Genomic DNA, 19,343 nt, shown 5'->3' on the forward strand with positions numbered 1-19,343 from the left:
CCAGACTTTGCGGTAGGTCAAACGCGGGTCGGTTAGTCCCATTCCCGCAGACGCGCAACGTAGCGTGCCATCGTGTCGATCTCTAAGTTGATACGGTCCCCAACCTGAACATCGCCCCAAATCGTCACCTCTTTGGTATGCGGAATCACGTTGATCCCAAAGGTCGCGCCATCCACCTCGTTCACGGTGAGCGAGGTGCCATTCAGGGCAACCGACCCTTTGGGCGCGATGAATTTCGCTAGCTCTTCAGGCGCGCGGAATGTCATCCGCGTGCTATCACCCTCGGTCGTCATGGCAATCAGGTCCGCAACGCCATCCACGTGCCCCGACACGATATGACCGCCAAGTTCATCACCAACCTTGAGCGCACGTTCTAGATTGATCCGTTTCCCAACGGCCCATCCGCCGATGTTCGTCTTAGCTACGCTTTCGGCGCTGATTTCAACGTCGAACCAATTCTGCGGCTCACGCCCCAAAGCCACGACCGTCAAACAGCAGCCATTGCACGCAATCGAGGCGCCCAAGTCGATGCCATCCACATCATAGGATGTCCCAATTCGCGCGCGCAAATCGCCGCGCTGCTCCAGTTCGAGAACCTTGCCAATATCCGTGATGATGCCAGTAAACATGGGTCTGCCTTTCCAAAGTTGACCAAGTGGTATCGCTCCATCAGTCCCCAGACAAGGGCAAGGGTCGCCTCGCAAAACCAACAGACCAGCATCACCCATGGAAAAGGTCTTATTTATGCCTTATCCACAGGGTAATCTGCGCGGATGCAGGTAATTTTATAGAAGTGCACCCTTTTTCACGTGACCCAAAGACCGAACCGCCATTTCCTGTTTTTGCAGGGTCCACACGGGCCCTTCTTCCATCGGCTTGGGCTTATGCTCCGCCGTGCTGGGGCAGAGGTATGGCGGGTTGGGTTCAACGCAGGCGACCGCGCATTTTCGTTCGGGGATCGTGGGTTTATTCCGTTTACAGGTGCACCATCTGACTGGCCCGATACCTTTGCGGCCCTCGTCGCAGAGCATCAGATCACGGATATCGTTCTTTATGGCGATGTGCGCCCCATTCACGCTCAGGCAGTTGCGGCTGCGAAGGACATGGGCCTTACCGTTCATGTCTTCGAAGAAGGCTACATGCGGCCCTATTGGGTCACCTACGAACGCGGCGGGACCAATGGGAATTCGCGTTTGATGGACATGACCATCGACCAAATGCGTCAGGACCTTGAACGCTCCGAAATGGACGTTCCAGAACCACCTGCGCATTGGGGCGACATGCGCCAGCACGTATTTTATGGGGCGCTCTACCACTGGTTCGTGATTTTCCGAAACCGCCAGTTCCGCGAGTTTGCGCCCCATCGCGATCTCAGCCCGCTGCATGAAGCGATGCTGTATACGCGCCGCTTGCTGCTCATGCCGTTCATTTCGCTGCATCGGATGTTGGCGACTGCGCGCGTGCGATTTGGCGGGTTTCCCTATCACCTTGTCCTGCTCCAGCTCGAACACGACTCGAATTTCCTGCGCCATTCGCCCTTTGGATCAATGGAGGATTTCCTTCGCGTCGTGATCGAAGGCTTCGCTCAAGGCGCGGGACGTCACCACCACCTCGTGTTCAAGGCGCACCCGCTGGAAAACGACCGTTCGCCCACGCGCAAAAACATCAACCGCCTCGCCAAAGAATTCGGTGTTGAGGATCGCATCCACTACATTCGCGGTGGAAAGCTGGCTAAGCTCTTGGATCACGCTCGCACGGCTGTGACCGTCAACTCAACCGCCGCCCAACAGGTGCTCTGGCGATCGATCCCGCTCAAAGTGTTTGGCAACGCGGTCTACGACAAACCAGAGTTCGTCTCGACCCTGCCCCTGCCTGACTTCTTTGCCCAACCGGGGCGCCCAGACAATCGAGCCTATCGCGATTATCGTCAGTTCCTTCTCGAAACGAGCCAAATTCCTGGCGGGTTTTATTCGTCACGCGGACGCCGTCAGCTGCTACGGCAGGTTGTAGACATGATGCTCGACGATGAAGATCCCTATGATGCGCTACGGTCAGGTAAGATCGCACCGAGGCAGTCCTTGCGTATCGTGAACTAAGCACTACTACCCCTAGTGTCCCTCCACCTACTCGCGGCAGGGTGGCAACAGATTGCACGCTTTGGTGTTGCAGACTGGATTTTATTCACAGACTTCGGTAACTTACTCTCAAAACTTGAGGCAGATAATAATAGGTCGAGGAGACCGAGCAGTGAGCACCCTAAGTTTGCGCCTTGCCCGAGGTGCGGCACTTATCGCCGCATGTTCCCTTTTGGGAGCCTGTGGTTTGCCGCGTTCTGGCCCGAATAAATCTGAAATTTTTGCGGGTTCCGTCATGCGCGAAGGCGATGCATTTGTGCTGATCGTCGATGACCGCGTAAACCGCATTGCGAGCGTTTCGCCCGCGCTCGGTTTTTCAAGCTCTCTTGAAAACGCAGCGATCCTTGGGTCTGACGTTATCAGCGCTGGCGATGTACTCGGTCTGACGATCTGGGAAAACGTCGATGATGGCCTCTTGGTGCCCCAAGGACAAAACGCCACCGTGCTAAACGAGCTTCAAGTTGATGGCGCTGGCTTTATCTACGTGCCCTACGCGGGCCGCGTTCGCGCTGCTGGCAACTCGCCAGAACGTATCCGTCAGATCATCACCGAAAAGCTCGCAGAACAGACACCAGAACCTCAAGTTCAGGTGCGTCGTTTGGCTGGTGACGGTGCGACTGTGACCGTTTCGGGCCGCGTCGGTGGCCAAGGTGTCTACCCGATTGAACGCCCGACCCGCACGCTCTCATCGATGATAGCTGCCGCTGGCGGCGTTGCCATCCAACCCGAAATCGCTCAGATCACCGTGATCCGTGGCGAGGCCAGCGGCACCATTTGGTACGAAGACCTCTTTGATCACCCTGCCGCGGATATCGCATTGCGTTCGGGCGACCAGATCTACGTCAAAGAAGACAGCCGAACCTTCACCGCACTTGGCGCAACCGGCGCACAAAGCCGCGTCCCATTTGAATCCAAAGCCATTTCCGCGATTGAGGCCTTGGCGACAGTCGGCGGTTTGCAAACCGCTGCGGCCGATCCGACAGGCGTGTTTGTATTCCGCAACGAACCCGCCGAAATCGCGAACCAGCTTTTGGCTCGGACTGATTTGATCGGCACCCAGCGTGTCGTCTACGTGCTGGACCTGACTCAACCGAATGGCATGTTCATGGCCCGCGACTTTGCGATCCGTGATGGCGACACCGTCTACGTGACAGAAGCGCCGTTCGTTCAGTTCAACAAAGCCATTGCAGCAGCGACAGGCTCGCTCACCGCAGCCGACACCGCGCGCTCTGCGTTCGCGCAGTAATGCACGCGCCCGATTGGACACCCGCCGCCGCAGGGGACACCTTGCGGCGGCTTTTTGTCTACAACGGCGGGTTCTTAACCCAAAGACGTGTCAGGCGTATTCTGCAGCTGGCAGGCTACGACATCAGCCTCGGCAAACCGTCAGAAGGTGATCTGGTTGGCGTCTGGGGACAAAGCCCAACCTCCCCTCGAGGAGAGGCCGTTGCCGCCCGCACAGACACTCCTGTCATTCGTGTTGAGGATGCGTTCCTCCGATCAATCCACCCAGGTCGGGATGGAGAACCACCGTTAGGCCTCTGCATCGATGACCTCGGCATTCATTTTGATCCCGAACGGCCCTCTCGGTTGGAACGGATTTTGGCGGAACATCCGCTCGATGACACGGCCTTATTGAACCGCGCAAGGGCAGGGATAGAACGGGTACGCGGTAACGAGCTGTCGAAGTACAACGCTTTTGACGTAACACTTCCTGCGCCAGAACCGGGGTATGTTCTGGTCATTGATCAGACCGCAGGCGATGCGAGTGTCACCGCAAGCCGTGCGAACCGTCACACGTTCCAAGAGATGTTGTTTCAAGCCCGCGAGGATCACCCCAACGCGCGCATCCTCATTAAGACCCACCCAGAAACTGCGGCAGGTTACAGGGGTGGACATTTCCGTCCCGACGATTGCCGAGATGGGATGGAGCTATACGATGCTCCTGTTTCGCCGTGGACGCTGCTGGATGGGGCAATCGCCGTTTATACGGTGTCCTCACAGCTTGGGTTCGAAGCGATCTTGGCTGGTCACCGCCCACATGTCTTTGGTCAACCGTTCTACGCGGGATGGGGCCTTACCGACGATCACACGCCGCTATATCGCCGGCAACGGCGTCTCACGCGGGCACAGCTTTTTGCCGCGGCCATGATCCTTTACCCGATTTGGTTCGATCCTTATCGTGATCGCCTTTGTTCGTTTGAGGATGCCTTAACCACACTGGAAGCTGAAGTTCGCGCCTATCGCGAAGATGGTCAGGGCTGGGTTGCTGCAGGCATGCGCCTATGGAAGCGCGGGCCGCTACAAAAGGCGTTTGGCCTCCACAAGCCACTGATTTTCAATTCCAAAAACCCTGTACCTGCCGCACAAAAATCTGGCCGTCCGCTGATGGTTTGGGCAGGAAAAACCACTCCCGACCTTGATACAGCGGGCGCTGTTCGGGTCGAGGATGGGTTCATCAGGTCACGTGGATTGGGTGCGGCCCTCACCCCTCCACTCAGCCTCGTTCTAGATGATCAGGGGATTTACTATGATCCGAGCCGTCCATCGCGGCTGGATGCCATTATTAATACAACCGCTCTAAGTGACGACCAACGCCGCCGCGCTGAAGCCCTCGTCGCGCGGCTCACCTCTGACGCTTTCAGCAAATATAATCTGGACCGCTCTGCGCTGCCCAATGACCTGCCCACAGGACGGCGCATCCTTGTCCCCGGACAGGTGGAAGACGACGCATCAATTCGATTGGGCGCGGGCGATATCAACACCAACCGCGCTTTACTCAGCGCCGTGCGTGCAGCTAATCCTGACGCCGTGATCCTCTATAAACCGCATCCAGATGTTGAGGCGGGATTGCGGATTGGGCAGGTTCCAGACGCCAAAGACATCGCTGATGTGGTTCTATCTGGCATCGACGCCGTGACCGCGATTGAAGCCGTGGACGAGGTCTGGACCATGACATCCACGCTCGGATTCGAAGCATTGCTCAGAGGCAAACGCGTCGTCACCATTGGCCAGCCATTCTATGCAAGCTGGGGCCTCACCCAAGATCGCGGAATGCCTGTCGCGCATCGCATTGCACGCCCCGATTTGGGAACCTTTGTTCATTGCTGTCTGATCGACTACCCCCGCTACTTCGATCCTGTGACTGGACGCCCCTGCCCTGTCGAGGTTGCCCTCGACCGCATCAAAGACGATACGGTCACGACCAGCAACGCAGGTCTAAGGGCGTTATCGAAATTACAGGGGCTATTGGCGAGCTACGCTCATTTGTGGCGCTAATTGCGCCGCGACCAGCGGCTCATGACGTCAGCGCCAACTTGGGTCACTTCGATCAAGTCAAAGCGTGGAGCGTCCGACAAAGTATCAATGCCCATCGCAGCCAAAGCTGGCATGCCTTCAGCACCAATGCCCATACCCGCCGAAAAGACGATCAATTCGTCGACCACATCCGCCAACAAAAGAGATGCTGCCAAGGTGCCGCCCCCTTCGCAGAACACACGGGTCAATCCGTTTTCGGCCAATGCTGAGAGCGCCGACATCACAGAAACCCGCCCCTGTTCCACCTTGCACGGGAGCATTTTCACGCCAGCCTCTTCCCACGGAACGAGGCGCAATGTGGCGTCTTCTCCGTGGCACAACCATACAGGAACATCCTTGGCGGTGCGGGTCAGATCACAATCGTCTGGCAGGTCCATACGTCGCGAAACCACGACGCGGACAGGCTGAACCGTCACGCCCATATCCCGCACGGTCAAAGACGGGTCATCAGCGCGGACTGTGCCAGCACCAACCATCACAGCATCATGCCGCGCGCGTTGCGCATGCACCATCCGACGAGCCTCGGGGCCAGTGATCCACTTACTCTCGCCCGTCGCTGTCGCAATACGCCCATCCAGCGTGCAGGCCAGTTTCAGCGTAACCCAAGGCCTCGACTGAGTAATTCGGTTAAAGAAGCCTGCATGATCACGGCGGGCCTCTGCCTCGCAGACGCCTTTTGTGACCTCGATCCCAGCTGATTTTATAATATCAATTCCGCGACCCGCGACACGGGGGTCAGGGTCAGTACAAGCAACAACGACCCGAGCAATCCCCGCTTCGACCAAGGCATTCGCGCAAGGCGGCGTTTTACCGTGATGCGCGCAGGGCTCGAGGCTGACATAGGCGGTCGCGCCACGCGCCCTGTCGCCCGCTTGGGCGATGGCAACGGTTTCCGCATGAGGTCGACCGCCATCAGCAGTGCGACCACGACCAACGATAATGCCGTCATTTACCAGAACGCATCCGACCGCAGGGTTCGGCCAGACACGCCCCATCCCACGCCGCCCCAAGGACAGCGCGAGACGCATGTATCTTTCATCGTTGTCTGGCGTCACTTTTCAGGCGAAGTCGCAGGACGCAGTTCATCGATGAACTTGTCAAAGTCGTCCGCAGCCTGGAAGTTTTTGTAAACGCTGGCAAAACGCACGTAGGCGACCGTATCGATCCGCGCGAGGCTCTCCATCACGATCTCGCCGATGATTTTCGACGAAATGTCTGTCTCGCCCATGCTCTCCAGCCGGCGCACGATACCAGAGATCATCTGGTCCATACGTTCTGGCTCAACTGGGCGTTTTTGCAGCGCGATACGGATCGAACGTTCTAGTTTATCGCGATCAAAGTCCTCACGGCGACCGTTGGATTTGATGACGACCAGATCGCGGAGTTGCACGCGTTCATAGGTGGTAAAACGCCCGCCGCAGGCTGGGCAAAACCGACGACGACGGATCGCTACGTGATCCTCTGCCGGTCGGCTGTCTTTGACTTGAGTATCGACGTTTCCACAAAACGGGCAACGCATGGGCCTGTCCTCTTACCGCTCATTCCAGGGTTAATCCCTAGTTATCCACAGGCACTATAGGACCGATAACTAGATTTGGGTAGAGTCAATTTGGACACACCAGATGATGTGGCGATTAGGACTCACCTAAAAATTGCGCAACAACACGGCGATCATGGGGCCGATCCCGATGTTCGAACAGATAAATACCCTGCCACGTCCCCAGCATCGGCACGCCCGCAATGACAGGAATGCTGATCGAGACAGGCATCAAGGCCGCCTTGATATGCGCCGGCATGTCGTCAGGCCCCTCGTAAGTGTGCGTGAGATAGGACATCGTGGAATGCGTTGTAGGCGGCACGAGACGCGCGAAGAACTCTTTGAGGTCCGTTTGCACCTCAGGGTCGGCGTTCTCTTGAATCAGGAGCGAACAAGAGGTGTGCTGAACAAAGAGCGTCAACAGCCCATCACCTTGACCATGACACCAGCGTTTTACGTCCCGCGTGAATTCGTAGAGGCCCTGCCCGCTGGTCGAAATCTGAAACAAAGTATGGCTCATCTCTGCCCCTTTCAGACCACAGACTGCGCCCAAGCGCCGAAACCATAGGCAACAACCGTCAGCGCCGTCCGTAAGCTATTCATCACGAAAAAGCGCCTGTCGTATGATTTTACGCCTACCGTGCAGATCATCAGCAAAACCGTAGCAAACGGCAAAATGATCCACGGGGTCACGCCCATATACCCAAGAATACCCAGTGCAATAAGGATCAAGCCACCGATCATATACCCCCCCTTAGACGAAAAAGGCGCCCCAAAAGGCGCCTCGTTCTTATTGATCCAAGAAGCTGCGCAGCTTACGCGAGCGGCTTGGGTGTTTGAGTTTTCGCAGCGCCTTGGCTTCGATCTGGCGGATACGTTCGCGGGTAACACTGAACTGCTGACCAACCTCTTCGAGAGTGTGGTCGGTGTTCATGCCGATACCAAAACGCATACGCAGAACACGCTCTTCGCGCGGGGTCAGCGATGCCAGAACGCGGGTCGTGGTCTCTTTCAGGTTTTCCTGAATAGCCGAGTCCAGCGGCAGGATCGCGTTCTTATCCTCGATGAAATCGCCGAGCTGCGAATCTTCTTCGTCCCCAATCGGCGTTTCGAGCGAGATCGGCTCCTTAGCGATTTTCATCACCTTACGAACCTTATCGAGCGGCATTTGCAGCTTTTCGGCCAATTCTTCCGGCGTCGGCTCGCGACCAATTTCGTGCAACATCTGACGACCCGTGCGGACCAGTTTGTTGATCGTTTCGATCATGTGAACCGGAATACGGATGGTGCGTGCTTGGTCTGCGATGGAACGGGTGATCGCCTGACGGATCCACCATGTCGCGTAGGTCGAGAATTTGTAACCGCGGCGATATTCGAACTTATCAACCGCTTTCATCAGGCCGATGTTGCCTTCCTGAATAAGGTCGAGGAACTGCAGACCACGGTTGGTGTATTTCTTAGCGATCGAGATAACGAGACGGAGGTTCGCCTCGACCATTTCTTTTTTGGCCTGACGCGCTTCTTTTTCGCCCTTCTGAACCTGCTGAACGATGCGGCGGAATTCAGAGATATCAACGCCAACATATTGGCCAACCTGCGCCATTTCGGTACGCAGTTCTTCGACCTTGTCGGTGAATTTCTCAACGAACATCTGCCAGCCGCGACCCGGCTTTTCGTTCATGCGATCCATCCAAGTGGGATCGAGTTCAGCGCCACGATATTCGTCGATGAATTCGCGACGGTTAATACGCGCTTGGTCAGCGAGCTTAACCATGTTCGAGTCGATCGACATGATACGGCGGTTAATGCCGTAAAGCTGGTCGATCAGCGCTTCGATACGGTTGTTGTGTAGGTGAAGCGAGTTCACCAGTTCAACGATCTCCGAACGAAGTTTCTGGTACCGATCTTCGTCAGCCTCAGAGAACGAACCATCCTCGTTCAGAGTTGCCGACATACGGGCGTCCTGCATGTCGGACAGGTCCGCAAAATCACGTGCGATGATTTCAAGCGTTTCTAGGACACGCGGTTTGAGCGCGGTTTCCATCGCGGCCAGCGACATGTTGGCCTGTTCGTCGTCGTCATCATCGTCGTCAGAGCGGATCGGGTTACCGTCCGCATCGTATTCTTCTTCTTTTTCTTTCGAACCCGCCTCGGTCGACACAGCAGAGGTGTCGACGACAGGCTCATCGCCATCTTCGTCAAGTTGGTTACCGAATGTGGCCTCAAGGTCGATCACATCGCGCAGCAGAATGTCTTCGGACAGAAGTTCGTCGCGCCAAATGGTGATAGCTTGGAAAGTCAGCGGGCTTTCGCAGAGCCCGAGGATCATCGTGTTACGACCAGCCTCGATCCGTTTTGCGATCGCGATCTCGCCCTCGCGCGACAGCAGTTCAACACTACCCATCTCGCGCAAATACATACGAACAGGATCGTCCGTGCGGTCCAGCTTTTCGGTTTCACCGCCCGAAAGAGCAACGTCACGATTGCCGCCGACAGCAACCAGATCGGTGCCGCCTGCGTTGTCATCCGACTCTTCAGATTCTTCTTCTTCGGTGACCTGAATGCCCATTTCAGAGAGCATCGACATAACGTCTTCGATTTGGTCAGAAGAAACCTGATCTGGAGGCAACACAGCATTAAGCTGATCGTAGGTGATGTACCCACGCTCGCGCGCCTCAGCGATCATCCGTTTAACCGCCGCCTGACTGACGTCCATGGAGATCTCGTCGTCCTTGTCGTCAACCTTGTTGTCGTCGGTATCTTTGGCGGCCATGAAATGCTCCTAAGCGGTTCAGCAAGTCTGTGCTGATTCGGTTAAAGTCGAATCAACGGTTTCGCGGGGTGATTCGCAACCTCTTGGCCACGATTTTTCACCCATTAATTAGGTTCTGGGCTTTTTACGACCCGATTTGGCAGGATCGAGCGATTCGAGCACCTTGAGGAAGTCGTTCCGTTCGTCCTTTGACAATGACAGCCCATTGTCTGCGGTCACCGTTTCCGTCGTATCATCGACATCACGCTGCGTTGTGGGATCAACAGCCAGCGCGGATACACCCAACCGCCACGTCAAATCCTCTCTATCTTCAGCCTCAGCAATCTCGACCTGAGCCTCCAAGATTTCCATGGAGTGCCCACGCAAGGCCTCAAGCTTCATGAACTCTTCCTTGACCGAGTTGTAGGCGAACTCGCTATCACCAGCGCGTCGGATCGCAGGGGTGATCACTACTTGGCGCTCGGCAAAGAGGCTTTCAAGGGGGCCAGACCCAATTTGATCCTCGATACGGTCGCGCAAATCATCTTCGCCAACCAACCGCAGAATTGCATCCCGCAGGGTTCTGTTGCGTTGGTCCTGACATTCCATCCGTTCAAGCTGCATCTCGAATGCGGGCACTTCAGTCGGATTGGCGATCAGAATGGCGAGGATCACCGTCTCACGCAGATGAATTTGCTGATCGTCTCGTTGAACCAACTCTGAACGTTTTGCAGAATCGCTCGGCGCGATGACGACCGATTTGCCAGGCTGCCACGGTCTGCGAGGCTGAAACGCGGGCCGTCTGTTCGATCCGAACAACTCATACCGCAGCTCTTTAATCGCCTCGCCATAGTGGTGACGTATCGACGGATCTTGGATCAGTTTAATCTTTTCACGGAGGGATTTATCCAAGGCCGCCCGACGCTCGGGACTATCGAATATCTTCCCGTCCGTTTCGCGTTGCCAGAGCAAACGCACCATCGGCATGGCTCCATCCAGCACCTTTTGAACGGCCCCTGCCCCTTTGGATCGGATCAGATCGTCAGGGTCCATCCCATCAGGCATCACCGCGAACCGAAGCGATTTACCCGCCTCCAGCACGGGAAGCGCAAGATCAATCACTCGCATCGCAGCGCGGATACCCGCCGTATCCCCATCAAGAGCAATAATCGGCTCGTCCGCCATACGCCACATCAGCTGCAACTGGTGATCCGTGACAGCGGTGCCCAAGGGCGCAACAGCCCCGGTGAACCCAGCCTCGGACAAAGCAATCACATCCATATATCCTTCGGCGACAATCAGCGGCTGACCTTTGCCAGAAGCCTCACGGGCGTTCTTGTGGTTGAACAGATTGCGCCCTTTGTCGAACAAGTCCGTCTCTGGGCTGTTGAGGTATTTAGCGTTGTCATTGGGGTCCATCGCACGCCCACCAAAGGCAATGGCCCGCCCGCGCACATCGCGGATCGGGAACATGATCCGATGGCGAAAAACGTCATACGGCGCTTTGCCCTTATCTGAGGGTTTGGCCAGACCCGCACCGATGAGCAACTCGGGCGAAATCCCTTTGGCAGACATCGCATCGAATAGGTTCTGCCACCCCTGCGGCGCAAAGCCTATTTCCCACCGTTCCTGCGCGGTCTCAGATAACCCACGTTTCGTCAAATACGCACGCGCCTCTGCCGCAGCACCCGTTCGCAATTGAAGGCGGTAGAACTTCACCGCTTCTTCCATGACCTCGGCCAATTGGGTGCGATGGTCCGCCTTTACCTGAGCTCGCGGGTCACGTTCGGGCATTGGCAAACCTGCCTCACGGGCCAAAATCTCAATGGCCTCCATGAAGCTCACGTTTTCCGTTTCACGAACAAACGAAATCGCGTCGCCTTTGGCGTGGCATCCAAAGCAATAGTAATAACCCTTGCGGTCATCGACATGAAACGACGCGCTTTTTTCTTGGTGAAACGGACAGGGCGCCCACATGTCGCCCTTGCCTAGATTGGACTTCTTATTGTCCCACATCACTTTACGGCCAACCACTTGGGTCAGCGACAGGCGTGTTCGCAATTCATCCAAAAAACCAGAGGGCAGACTCATATCGCCAATATCGGCGCTGGACCCGCGCAAGTCCAGCGGTCGGACGCAGAAGGTTGGGGGTAAGTTTTCCGACCGAGTTATCTGTTTGTTTACGAATTTGCGCCAATCTGGACGCCACAAATGCCCGATTTTGACGGGGATCGCACCCACCGACCCGGTGATGCGACTCATTTATTGCGACTCACTCATATGAACTAGCCACCAAACGCCCTTGCATTTAGCGCGTAGCAGTTCGGTTTGCCTGCCGACCGCCACATTTCCATCGATAATCAGGAAACAAAGGGCGTTCAGAGACCCAACCGTCCACCCAGGCCACACAATAGGACCAAAAGTGGCCAGTTGCTGCCCAAATTCTGCCACTCTCTAAAGGATATAAATGGGACCAACAGAGGTGGAAGCCCCACCAAAAAGCAGTGAAGCCCCCGAAAGGTCGGTCAATAATGAAGACATTGGAAACACAGACGCAGACGATTGCATCGCGCATCGCCCGCCACCTGCGTAAATTCCAAACCCGTGAAGATGGCACCATGGTCATTTTCGCGGTTTTCATGCTGATCTTGATGCTCCTCGTTACGGGCATGGCCGTAGACTTTATGCGTATTGAATCAACACGCACGCGTATGCAGGGCACACTTGACCGCGCGGTTCTGGCCGCTGCTGACCTCGGCCAAACTCTGCCGCGTGAACAAGTCGTTCAAGACTACATGGACAAGGCAGGTCTGGGTGACGCCCTTCAAGGCACACCAACCGTGACCGAGGGCCTGAACTTCCGCGAAGTATCCGCAGTTGCCGAAGCGACGGTCCCAATGATGTTCTCTGGCCTCGCTAAGATTTTGAATGCCGACGCGACCGTGCATGAATCGATGACCGTTCCTGCGTTTTCGGTCGCCGAAGAGCGCGTCTCCAAAGTAGAAATTTCGCTCGTCCTCGACATCTCGGGTTCGATGGAGAGCAATAACCGCATGACCAACTTGCACACGGCGGCGACTGAATTCGTTAACACCGTTCTAAAGGACGGGAACGAAGACCTCGTATCCGTGTCTTTGATCCCCTATTCTGAACACGTGAACCCTGGGCCAGACCTGTTCAACTTGCTGAACGTCCGCAAGGTTCACAACTATTCCCACTGCATCGAATTCGACAACAGCGCATTCAACAGCACCACGCTGAGCATGACGCACCAATATCAGCAGATGCAATATTTCCAATGGAACTATAACGGTAGCTACTACCACGGGAACGACCTGTCGGAAACTGTTTGCCCACGCTGGGACTACGAACGGATCAACCCTTGGGAATCTAACCGCACCGAGCTCGTAACGCAGATTAACAACCTCAGAGGCCGTGCTGGTACGTCGATTTTCTTGGGCCTGAAATGGGGCGCTGCCCTCCTCGACCCTTCGACGCAACCTCTACTGACCAGCCTGGTGGGGAGCAACAAAGTAGACAGCAGCTTTGCGGGTCGACCAGCGTCCTACTCCGACACCGAAACGGTGAAGTTCATCATTCTGATGACGGACGGCGAAAACTCGACTTCGAGCCGTATCCAAAGCTGGGCCTATGACTCGGACAGCGATTACGCACACTGGAGCCGCTACAACTTTAACTGGTACCTCGACAACTACGTCTCGACCTGGAAACACAGTCAGTATTCCTACCTGAAATACAATCGGACCCTCGGCAACGAGTTGATGGACGACATATGCGACGCCGCCAAAGCCCAAGGCATCGTGATCTGGACCATCGGCTTTGAGATCCCAGACCCCGTCGGCAACCAGGTTTTGGCCGATTGTGCGACCTCACCCAGCCACTTCTTTGACGTGGACGGCATCGAAATTTCCAACGCGTTCTCTGCAATCGCAACCCAGATTAACAACCTAAAGCTTACTCACTAATGAAACAACTGCTTCACACTCTCTGGTCTGGCCTGATGCGCCCGCTTTCGCGGTTCGCACGGGATGACCGTGGGACAGCTACAGTTGAATTCGCGCTTATTTTTCCTGTCTATATTATTCTTCTGTTATCAGCGTTTGAATCCGGCATGTTGATGACCCGCCAAGTCATGCTTGAACGCGGGCTCGAGATGGCCATGCGTGATGTGCGGATCGGGGCGATGTCGCCTGTGACCCACGACACGCTAAAGAACGCAATTTGCAACAACGCTGGCATTATTCCGAACTACGCCGATGCGTTGAAGATCGAGATGCGTCGCGTTGATCTGCTGAACTGGACAAACCTTCCTGCCGCAGCGGACTGTATTGATCGCAACGATCCTGCCGCACCTCTGGTCGCATTCCAACAAGGTGGTGCAAACCAAATGGTCGTCGTTCGGGCCTGTGCTCTGTTTGATCCAGTGTTCCCGACACTTGGCCTCGGCGCACAAATCCCGCGTGAAACGGGCAATGAATACGCACTTGTGTCGCGCTCTGCATTCGTGAGGGAACCATGAATATGTCCCGCCTTTTCCGTCGGTTCCGCGATGACGAACGTGGCAGCATGGCGATCGAGACCGTCCTGATCTTTCCGATCCTATGCTGGGCCTACCTTGCAACGTTTGTGTATTTTGATGCCTTCCGCATTCAGAGCACAACGAACAAGGCCGCTTACACGATCAGCGATCAGGTGAGCCGTGAAACGGGCTATATCACGCCCAACTACATGACGTCGCTTTATAATCTGCACGAATTCCTAACTTCGTCGAACCACCCGACAAAACTACGGTTGAGCGTTGTTCGTTTTACCGACGACAACGGCTACGACGTCCGCTGGTCCCAAGGGCGCGGTGGTGCGGGCACTCTCACCAATGCGGGTCTGGCTGACATTTTGGACAAGTTACCCGTGATGCCAAACAATGAGGTTATCATCGTCTTGCAGAACTGGCTTAGCTACGAGCCGATGTTCAGCGTTGGCCTCAGCGCCTTTGAGTTCGAGAACCTGATCGTGACCCGCCCTCGATTTAATTCGGCTCAGCTTTGCTGGAATTCCCAAGAGAACGGCGGCGTGACGACGGCGACTTGCTAATTGGCGCAGGGGTCCTGTGCAAAGCAGAGTGGCTCTGACAGATTGATGGATGCTTTGAGCAGGACTATCTCTTGCTCAAAGGAGATACGCTATGTCCATCAGACCAACCCTCGAAGCTCGCCGCGCAACACCTCACATGGAAGGTGCTGGAGTACGGCTTCATCGTGCGTTCGGCTTCCAAGACCCGAGCGAGCTTGACCCGTTTTTGATGTTCGATGATTTCCGCGGGGATCACCCCGATGACTATATCCGTGGCTTTCCATGGCACCCACATCGCGGCATCGAAACCATCACCTACGTTCTAAACGGCACCGTTGAACACGGCGACAGCCTCGGCAATACAGGCACGTTGGGTCCAGGTGACGTTCAGTGGATGACCGCTGGATCAGGTATCCTTCACCAAGAGATGCCCAAGGGAAATATCGCAGGCCAAATGCATGGGTTCCAGCTTTGGGCGAACTTGCCGAGCCACCTCAAGATGACCGCGCCCCGCTATCAAGACGTGAAAGGCAAAGAAATTCCTGAAATCATCGACGACGACGGCACCCGCGTCAAAGTCATCATCGGTGAATTCTGGGGCAAACGCGGCCCTGTTGATGGTATCGCGACTGACCCGCAGTATCTGGATATTTTCGTGCCAGCTGGTGTCCGCAAGACTTTTAAGGTCGACACCTATCGCCGTGCTTTTGCTTATGTATTCCAAGGCGCTGGCGCCTTTGCGGATGCGTCAAAACCCGAAGGCGTCCTCCTCGAAAAAGAGGTGATGGGCGAAGAGGTGAACATCCGCGACATGTCGGGCAACCGGACCCTGATCCGCTTTGGCACTGGGGACGAAGTGACCGTGCAGGCAGGCGAAGAAGGCATTCGGTTCTTGCTGATCTCTGGCGCACCGATTGAGGAACCTGTCGCATGGCACGGCCCGATCGTGATGAACACCAAAGAAGAAATCCGTCAGGCCATCGCTGATTTGCGTAATGGCACCTTCATCAAACCCGCCCATTGATGCGGGAACGCGTCGGTCAGGCCGAGACTGACCGACGCACAATGCCCCAGTAAATCTCTTCGATCTCGCTCAGCGGCAGGCGGCCACCTTCGCGATACCACTGCGGGATCGCGGTCAACATGCCGATCAACGCGATTGACGTAATGCGCGGATCGCTAATGTTGAAATCACCACTTTCCTTCCCCGCCATTAGGATGCCAGCCAGCACTTGTTCGTAGTCCCGACGGCGCTCTTCGATGACCGCAAAGTTGTCCGGATCTAGGTTACGAAGTTCCATGTAAGAGATGAAAACCTGTTCAACGCGCGGAACGTGGAACAAGATGTGAAATCGAATGAAAGCCTCGAGCGCAGACCACGGCGGACCTGAAAGATCTACCTCGTTCAATGAGTCCACCAGATCATCCATGTGATCCAATACGATATCAAACAATAGGCTCTGCTTATCGGCCGTGTAATTATACAACGCCCCAGCTTGCACGCCGACTTCAGCTGCGATCTGACGCATCGAGACCGCCGCATACCCATGCTGCGCAATCAGCTTGAGCGCCACCTCCCGAACCTTGGGTCCGGTAATGTCTGAATGTGAGCCCTGTTTGCGCGCCATTCGCCAACATTAACTGAACAAATGTTCATTTGAAAAGCCTGATCTGACCTTGCCCCTCAAATGCAACCAGAGATAAGGTTCGCCGATCACAAACCACTGGAACGGCCATGCGCCTCGTATTCTTTTTGCTATCGGCGCTTTTGCCTGCCTGCGCAACTTTTCCCGCGCTGGATGAGACTATCGATCCCGCTGCGGCCAAAGCGGCCTTTCCCGACTTTGTTCCGTTCGAGACGTTTGTCACTACGGGTAATGACCAAACCGCCGCAGAAATGACCGATGACCTGCCCCTTCGCGCAGCCGTTCTGGAAAATCGGGCTGAACAATTGCGTAACAGCGCAGTTCAATAGCACCTGCGCGTTGCAGTGACCGCAAGGACGCGGTAACAGCGGAGTGGTCAAAATTCAAAAAGCGGAATCCCATATGTCTGACACCCTTCGCCTTGGTATTGCCGGTCTCGGAACGGTCGGTGTTGGCGTCATCCGCATCGTCGAAAAACAGGCTGCACTTCTCGCCCAGCGCACTGGAAAATCGATCATCGTCAGCGCTGTAAGCGCACGCTCCAAAGACAAGGATCGCGGCGTTGATCTGTCTGGCTATGCCTGGGAAGACGATCCTGTTGCTCTCGCAACTCGTGACGACGTCGATGTTTATGTCGAGCTCATGGGCGGTGAAAATGGACCAGCGAAAGCATCTATTGAGGCTGCAATCGCCGCTGGTAAAGATGTCGTCACCGCCAACAAGGCGTTGCTGGCACATCACGGCCAATCCATCGCAGAACAAGCCGAAGCCAATGGCTGCGTCGTGCGATATGAAGCTGCCGTTGCGGGTGGCATCCCTGTTATCAAAGCCCTGACCGAAGGTTTGGCTGCAAACGGCGTGACCCGCGTGATGGGCGTCATGAACGGCACCTGCAACTACATCCTTACTCGCATGGAAGACGCTGGCCTGTCGTACGAAGAGGCTTTTGCCGAAGCCGACGGTCTAGGCTACCTCGAAGCCGATCCGAACTTGGACGTTGGCGGCATTGATGCGGGCCACAAACTGTCGATCCTCTCTTCCATCGCCTTTGGAACGCAGGTGGATTTTGACGGTGTCGAGCTCGAAGGGATCGGCGCGATCACCATCGAAGACATCCGCAACGCGGCCGACATGGGCTACAAAATCAAACTGCTCGGCGTGACGCAGATGACAGGCCGTGGGCTTGAACAACGCATGTCGCCCTGCCTCGTTCCGGCGACCTCGCCTTTGGGCCAATTAGTTGGCGGTACGAATATGGTTGTCCTCGAAGGTGACGCTGTTGGCCAAATCGTCCTTCGCGGTGCTGGTGCAGGCGAGGGCCCGACTGCGAGCGCGGTGATGGGTGATGTCTGCGATATCGCGCGCGGTCTGCGCCTCCCAACCTTTGGGCAACCCGCAAACACGCTGCGTTGTGCAAAATCTGCTCGCGCCGCGATCCCTGCGCCCTACTACCTCCGTCTATCGCTCTTGGACAAACCAGGGGCGATGGCAAAAGTGGCGAGCGTTTTGGGCGATGCGGGCGTATCGATTCATCGGATGCGCCAACATGACCACGATGGCACTCACGCGCCTGTCGTGATCGTCACTCACAAAACCACCCGTCAGGCTGTCGATCAGGCGATAGAAGGCTTTGCCGCGACGGGCGTCGTTTCGGGGGCACCCGTCGCCCTACGGATCGAACAAGTCTGATCCCAAATTTCAGTTCGAAATGTCAAAGGCAGGGTGAAAACCCTGCCTTTTTTGTATCAGAAAAAAGAAATTTTGAACCAAAGCGATTTTAGCGACAGACTGTTAGCGCCGACAGCCTTGCCCCCATAGGCTTGCCCTGCGTAGATGCACCCGAATGTTACTTGAGGACTTTTGACATGTCGCAGACCACTGAATTCCACGACCGTATGCTTTCGCTCGGGCTCGCTCGCGTCTCCGAAGCTGCGGCTCTCGCATCGGCAAAACTGATCGGGCGTGGAGACGAAAAAGCTGCGGACCAAGCCGCCGTAAACGCGATGCGGGATCAGTTGAACAAACTGGACATCAAAGGCGTCGTCGTCATCGGAGAAGGCGAACGTGACGAAGCTCCGATGCTCTACATCGGTGAAGAAGTGGGCACAGGCGAAGGTCCGGCGGTGGATATCGCGCTCGACCCACTCGAAGGGACGACTCTCACAGCGAAAGATATGCCCAACGCTCTGACCGTTATCGCGATGGGTCCGCGCGGCTCGATGCTGCACGCTCCTGACGTTTATATGGAAAAGCTCGCCATTGGACCGGGTTTCAAAGCGGGCGTCGTGACCATGGACATGTCCCCATCCGAGCGCGTTTCCGCACTGGCAGCAGCCAAAGGCTGTTCGACCGAAGACATCACCGTCTGCGTTCTCGAACGTCCGCGCCATGACGAAATGATCGCAGAACTGCGCACCACAGGCGCAGCTATCCGCCTGATCACGGACGGCGACGTTGCGGGCGTAATGCACTGTGCAGAACCTGAAAAGACAGGCATCGATATGTATATGGGCTCTGGCGGTGCACCTGAGGGTGTTCTGGCTGCTGCAGCGCTGAAATGCATGGGCGGCCAGTTCTTTGGCAAGCTGCTGTTCCGCAATGACGACGAACGTGGCCGCGCCACCAAAGCTGGCATCACCAACTTTGACCGCGTCTACACCCGTGATGATCTGGTCAAAGGCGACGTGATCTTTGCAGCCACCGGCGTGACCGACGGCAGTCTCTTGGCTGGGATCAAACGCGAACCGGGGTATTTGACCGCTGAAACAATCCTGATGCGGTCCAAAACGGGCTCTGTGCGTCGGATGACTTACACCAACCCTATCTAAATCCTGATCGGGCCAGAGCATCGCTCTGGCCCTTTT

At 56.0% G+C, this 19,343-nt stretch carries 18 protein-coding genes; 10 read left to right on the plus strand and 8 right to left on the minus strand.

Translation table 11 applies throughout. The features are described 5' to 3' along the window. Positions 1 to 32: 32 nt before the first annotated feature. Positions 33 to 629, minus strand: a complete 597-nt coding sequence (locus BSK21_RS10005; protein ID WP_067551119.1) for a riboflavin synthase — start codon at positions 627 to 629, stop codon at positions 33 to 35. Between the two features lie 255 nt (positions 630 to 884). Between BSK21_RS10005 and BSK21_RS10010 the strand changes: the two genes are divergently transcribed. From BSK21_RS10010 to BSK21_RS10020, 3 genes are all read left to right on the plus strand, one after another. Beyond that, the gene (locus BSK21_RS10010; protein WP_082959459.1) at positions 885 to 2,096 is read left to right on the plus strand and encodes a capsule biosynthesis protein; all 1,212 of its coding nucleotides are present in this window, start codon (positions 885 to 887) and stop codon (positions 2,094 to 2,096) included. A gap of 151 nt (positions 2,097 to 2,247) precedes the next feature. After that, a complete protein-coding gene (locus BSK21_RS10015) occupies positions 2,248 to 3,381 on the plus strand; it encodes a polysaccharide biosynthesis/export family protein (protein WP_067551125.1) in 1,134 nt (377 codons plus the stop codon). Next, on the plus strand, positions 3,381 to 5,414 hold the full coding sequence (locus tag BSK21_RS10020) for a capsular polysaccharide biosynthesis protein (RefSeq protein ID WP_067551128.1): 2,034 nt from the start codon (positions 3,381 to 3,383) through the stop codon (positions 5,412 to 5,414). The genes BSK21_RS10015 and BSK21_RS10020 overlap by 1 nt, the downstream gene beginning before the upstream one ends. On the opposite strand, the gene ribD is transcribed toward BSK21_RS10020, so the two are convergent. From ribD to dnaG, 6 genes are all read right to left on the minus strand, one after another. After that, complete coding sequence (gene ribD / locus BSK21_RS10025; RefSeq protein ID WP_067551131.1) at positions 5,411 to 6,481, minus strand: bifunctional diaminohydroxyphosphoribosylaminopyrimidine deaminase/5-amino-6-(5-phosphoribosylamino)uracil reductase RibD; 1,071 nt, start codon at positions 6,479 to 6,481, stop codon at positions 5,411 to 5,413. The genes BSK21_RS10020 and ribD overlap by 4 nt on opposite strands. Positions 6,482 to 6,504: 23 nt before the next feature. Beyond that, positions 6,505 to 6,972, minus strand: coding sequence for a transcriptional regulator NrdR (gene nrdR / locus BSK21_RS10030; RefSeq protein ID WP_067551134.1), 468 nt, complete (start codon positions 6,970 to 6,972; stop codon positions 6,505 to 6,507). Positions 6,973 to 7,087: 115 nt separating this feature from the next. Then, positions 7,088 to 7,510, minus strand: coding sequence for a secondary thiamine-phosphate synthase enzyme YjbQ (locus BSK21_RS10035; RefSeq protein ID WP_067551136.1), 423 nt, complete (start codon positions 7,508 to 7,510; stop codon positions 7,088 to 7,090). Positions 7,511 to 7,521: 11 nt separating this feature from the next. After that, positions 7,522 to 7,734 (minus strand): hypothetical protein, encoded by a 213-nt coding sequence (locus BSK21_RS10040; RefSeq protein WP_067551139.1) that lies wholly within the window; start codon positions 7,732 to 7,734, stop codon positions 7,522 to 7,524. Positions 7,735 to 7,780: 46 nt separating this feature from the next. Then, positions 7,781 to 9,763 carry an RNA polymerase sigma factor RpoD gene (gene rpoD, locus BSK21_RS10045; protein WP_067551142.1) on the minus strand — a complete coding sequence of 661 codons (1,983 nt, stop codon included), beginning with the start codon at positions 9,761 to 9,763 and terminating at the stop codon, positions 7,781 to 7,783. Between the two features lie 108 nt (positions 9,764 to 9,871). After that, positions 9,872 to 11,833 (minus strand): DNA primase, encoded by a 1,962-nt coding sequence (gene dnaG / locus BSK21_RS10050; RefSeq protein ID WP_067551647.1) that lies wholly within the window; start codon positions 11,831 to 11,833, stop codon positions 9,872 to 9,874. Positions 11,834 to 12,273: 440 nt separating this feature from the next. On the opposite strand from dnaG, the gene BSK21_RS10055 reads away from it, so the two are divergent. The 4 genes from BSK21_RS10055 (at position 12,274) to BSK21_RS10070 (ending at position 15,857) form a co-directional block, all read left to right on the plus strand. After that, entirely contained in the window at positions 12,274 to 13,728 is a 1,455-nt protein-coding gene (locus BSK21_RS10055; RefSeq protein WP_067551145.1) for a TadE/TadG family type IV pilus assembly protein, read from the plus strand. After that, positions 13,728 to 14,282 (plus strand): TadE/TadG family type IV pilus assembly protein, encoded by a 555-nt coding sequence (locus tag BSK21_RS10060; RefSeq protein ID WP_067551159.1) that lies wholly within the window; start codon positions 13,728 to 13,730, stop codon positions 14,280 to 14,282. Before BSK21_RS10055 ends, BSK21_RS10060 begins: the two co-directional genes overlap by 1 nt. Beyond that, entirely contained in the window at positions 14,279 to 14,854 is a 576-nt protein-coding gene (locus BSK21_RS10065; RefSeq protein WP_067551164.1) for a TadE/TadG family type IV pilus assembly protein, read from the plus strand. The genes BSK21_RS10060 and BSK21_RS10065 overlap by 4 nt, the downstream gene beginning before the upstream one ends. Before the next feature lie 91 nt (positions 14,855 to 14,945). After that, a complete protein-coding gene (locus tag BSK21_RS10070) occupies positions 14,946 to 15,857 on the plus strand; it encodes a pirin family protein (protein ID WP_067551167.1) in 912 nt (303 codons plus the stop codon). Positions 15,858 to 15,873: 16 nt separating this feature from the next. Here the strand turns inward: BSK21_RS10070 and BSK21_RS10075 are convergent, their stop codons facing one another. Continuing rightward, positions 15,874 to 16,461 carry a TetR/AcrR family transcriptional regulator gene (locus tag BSK21_RS10075; RefSeq protein ID WP_067551170.1) on the minus strand — a complete coding sequence of 196 codons (588 nt, stop codon included), beginning with the start codon at positions 16,459 to 16,461 and terminating at the stop codon, positions 15,874 to 15,876. Positions 16,462 to 16,568: 107 nt separating this feature from the next. Between BSK21_RS10075 and BSK21_RS10080 the strand changes: the two genes are divergently transcribed. From BSK21_RS10080 to glpX, 3 genes are all read left to right on the plus strand, one after another. Next, positions 16,569 to 16,808 carry a hypothetical protein gene (locus BSK21_RS10080; RefSeq protein WP_067551173.1) on the plus strand — a complete coding sequence of 80 codons (240 nt, stop codon included), beginning with the start codon at positions 16,569 to 16,571 and terminating at the stop codon, positions 16,806 to 16,808. Between the two features lie 73 nt (positions 16,809 to 16,881). Further along, a complete protein-coding gene (locus BSK21_RS10085; protein ID WP_067551176.1) occupies positions 16,882 to 18,168 on the plus strand; it encodes a homoserine dehydrogenase in 1,287 nt (428 codons plus the stop codon). A gap of 176 nt (positions 18,169 to 18,344) precedes the next feature. Further along, positions 18,345 to 19,307 carry a class II fructose-bisphosphatase gene (gene glpX, locus BSK21_RS10090; RefSeq protein ID WP_067551182.1) on the plus strand — a complete coding sequence of 321 codons (963 nt, stop codon included), beginning with the start codon at positions 18,345 to 18,347 and terminating at the stop codon, positions 19,305 to 19,307. Positions 19,308 to 19,343 lie beyond the last annotated feature (36 nt).

Origin of the sequence: Marivivens sp. JLT3646, assembly GCF_001908835.1 — a bacterium.
Lineage (GTDB): Bacteria > Pseudomonadota > Alphaproteobacteria > Rhodobacterales > Rhodobacteraceae > Marivivens > Marivivens geojensis.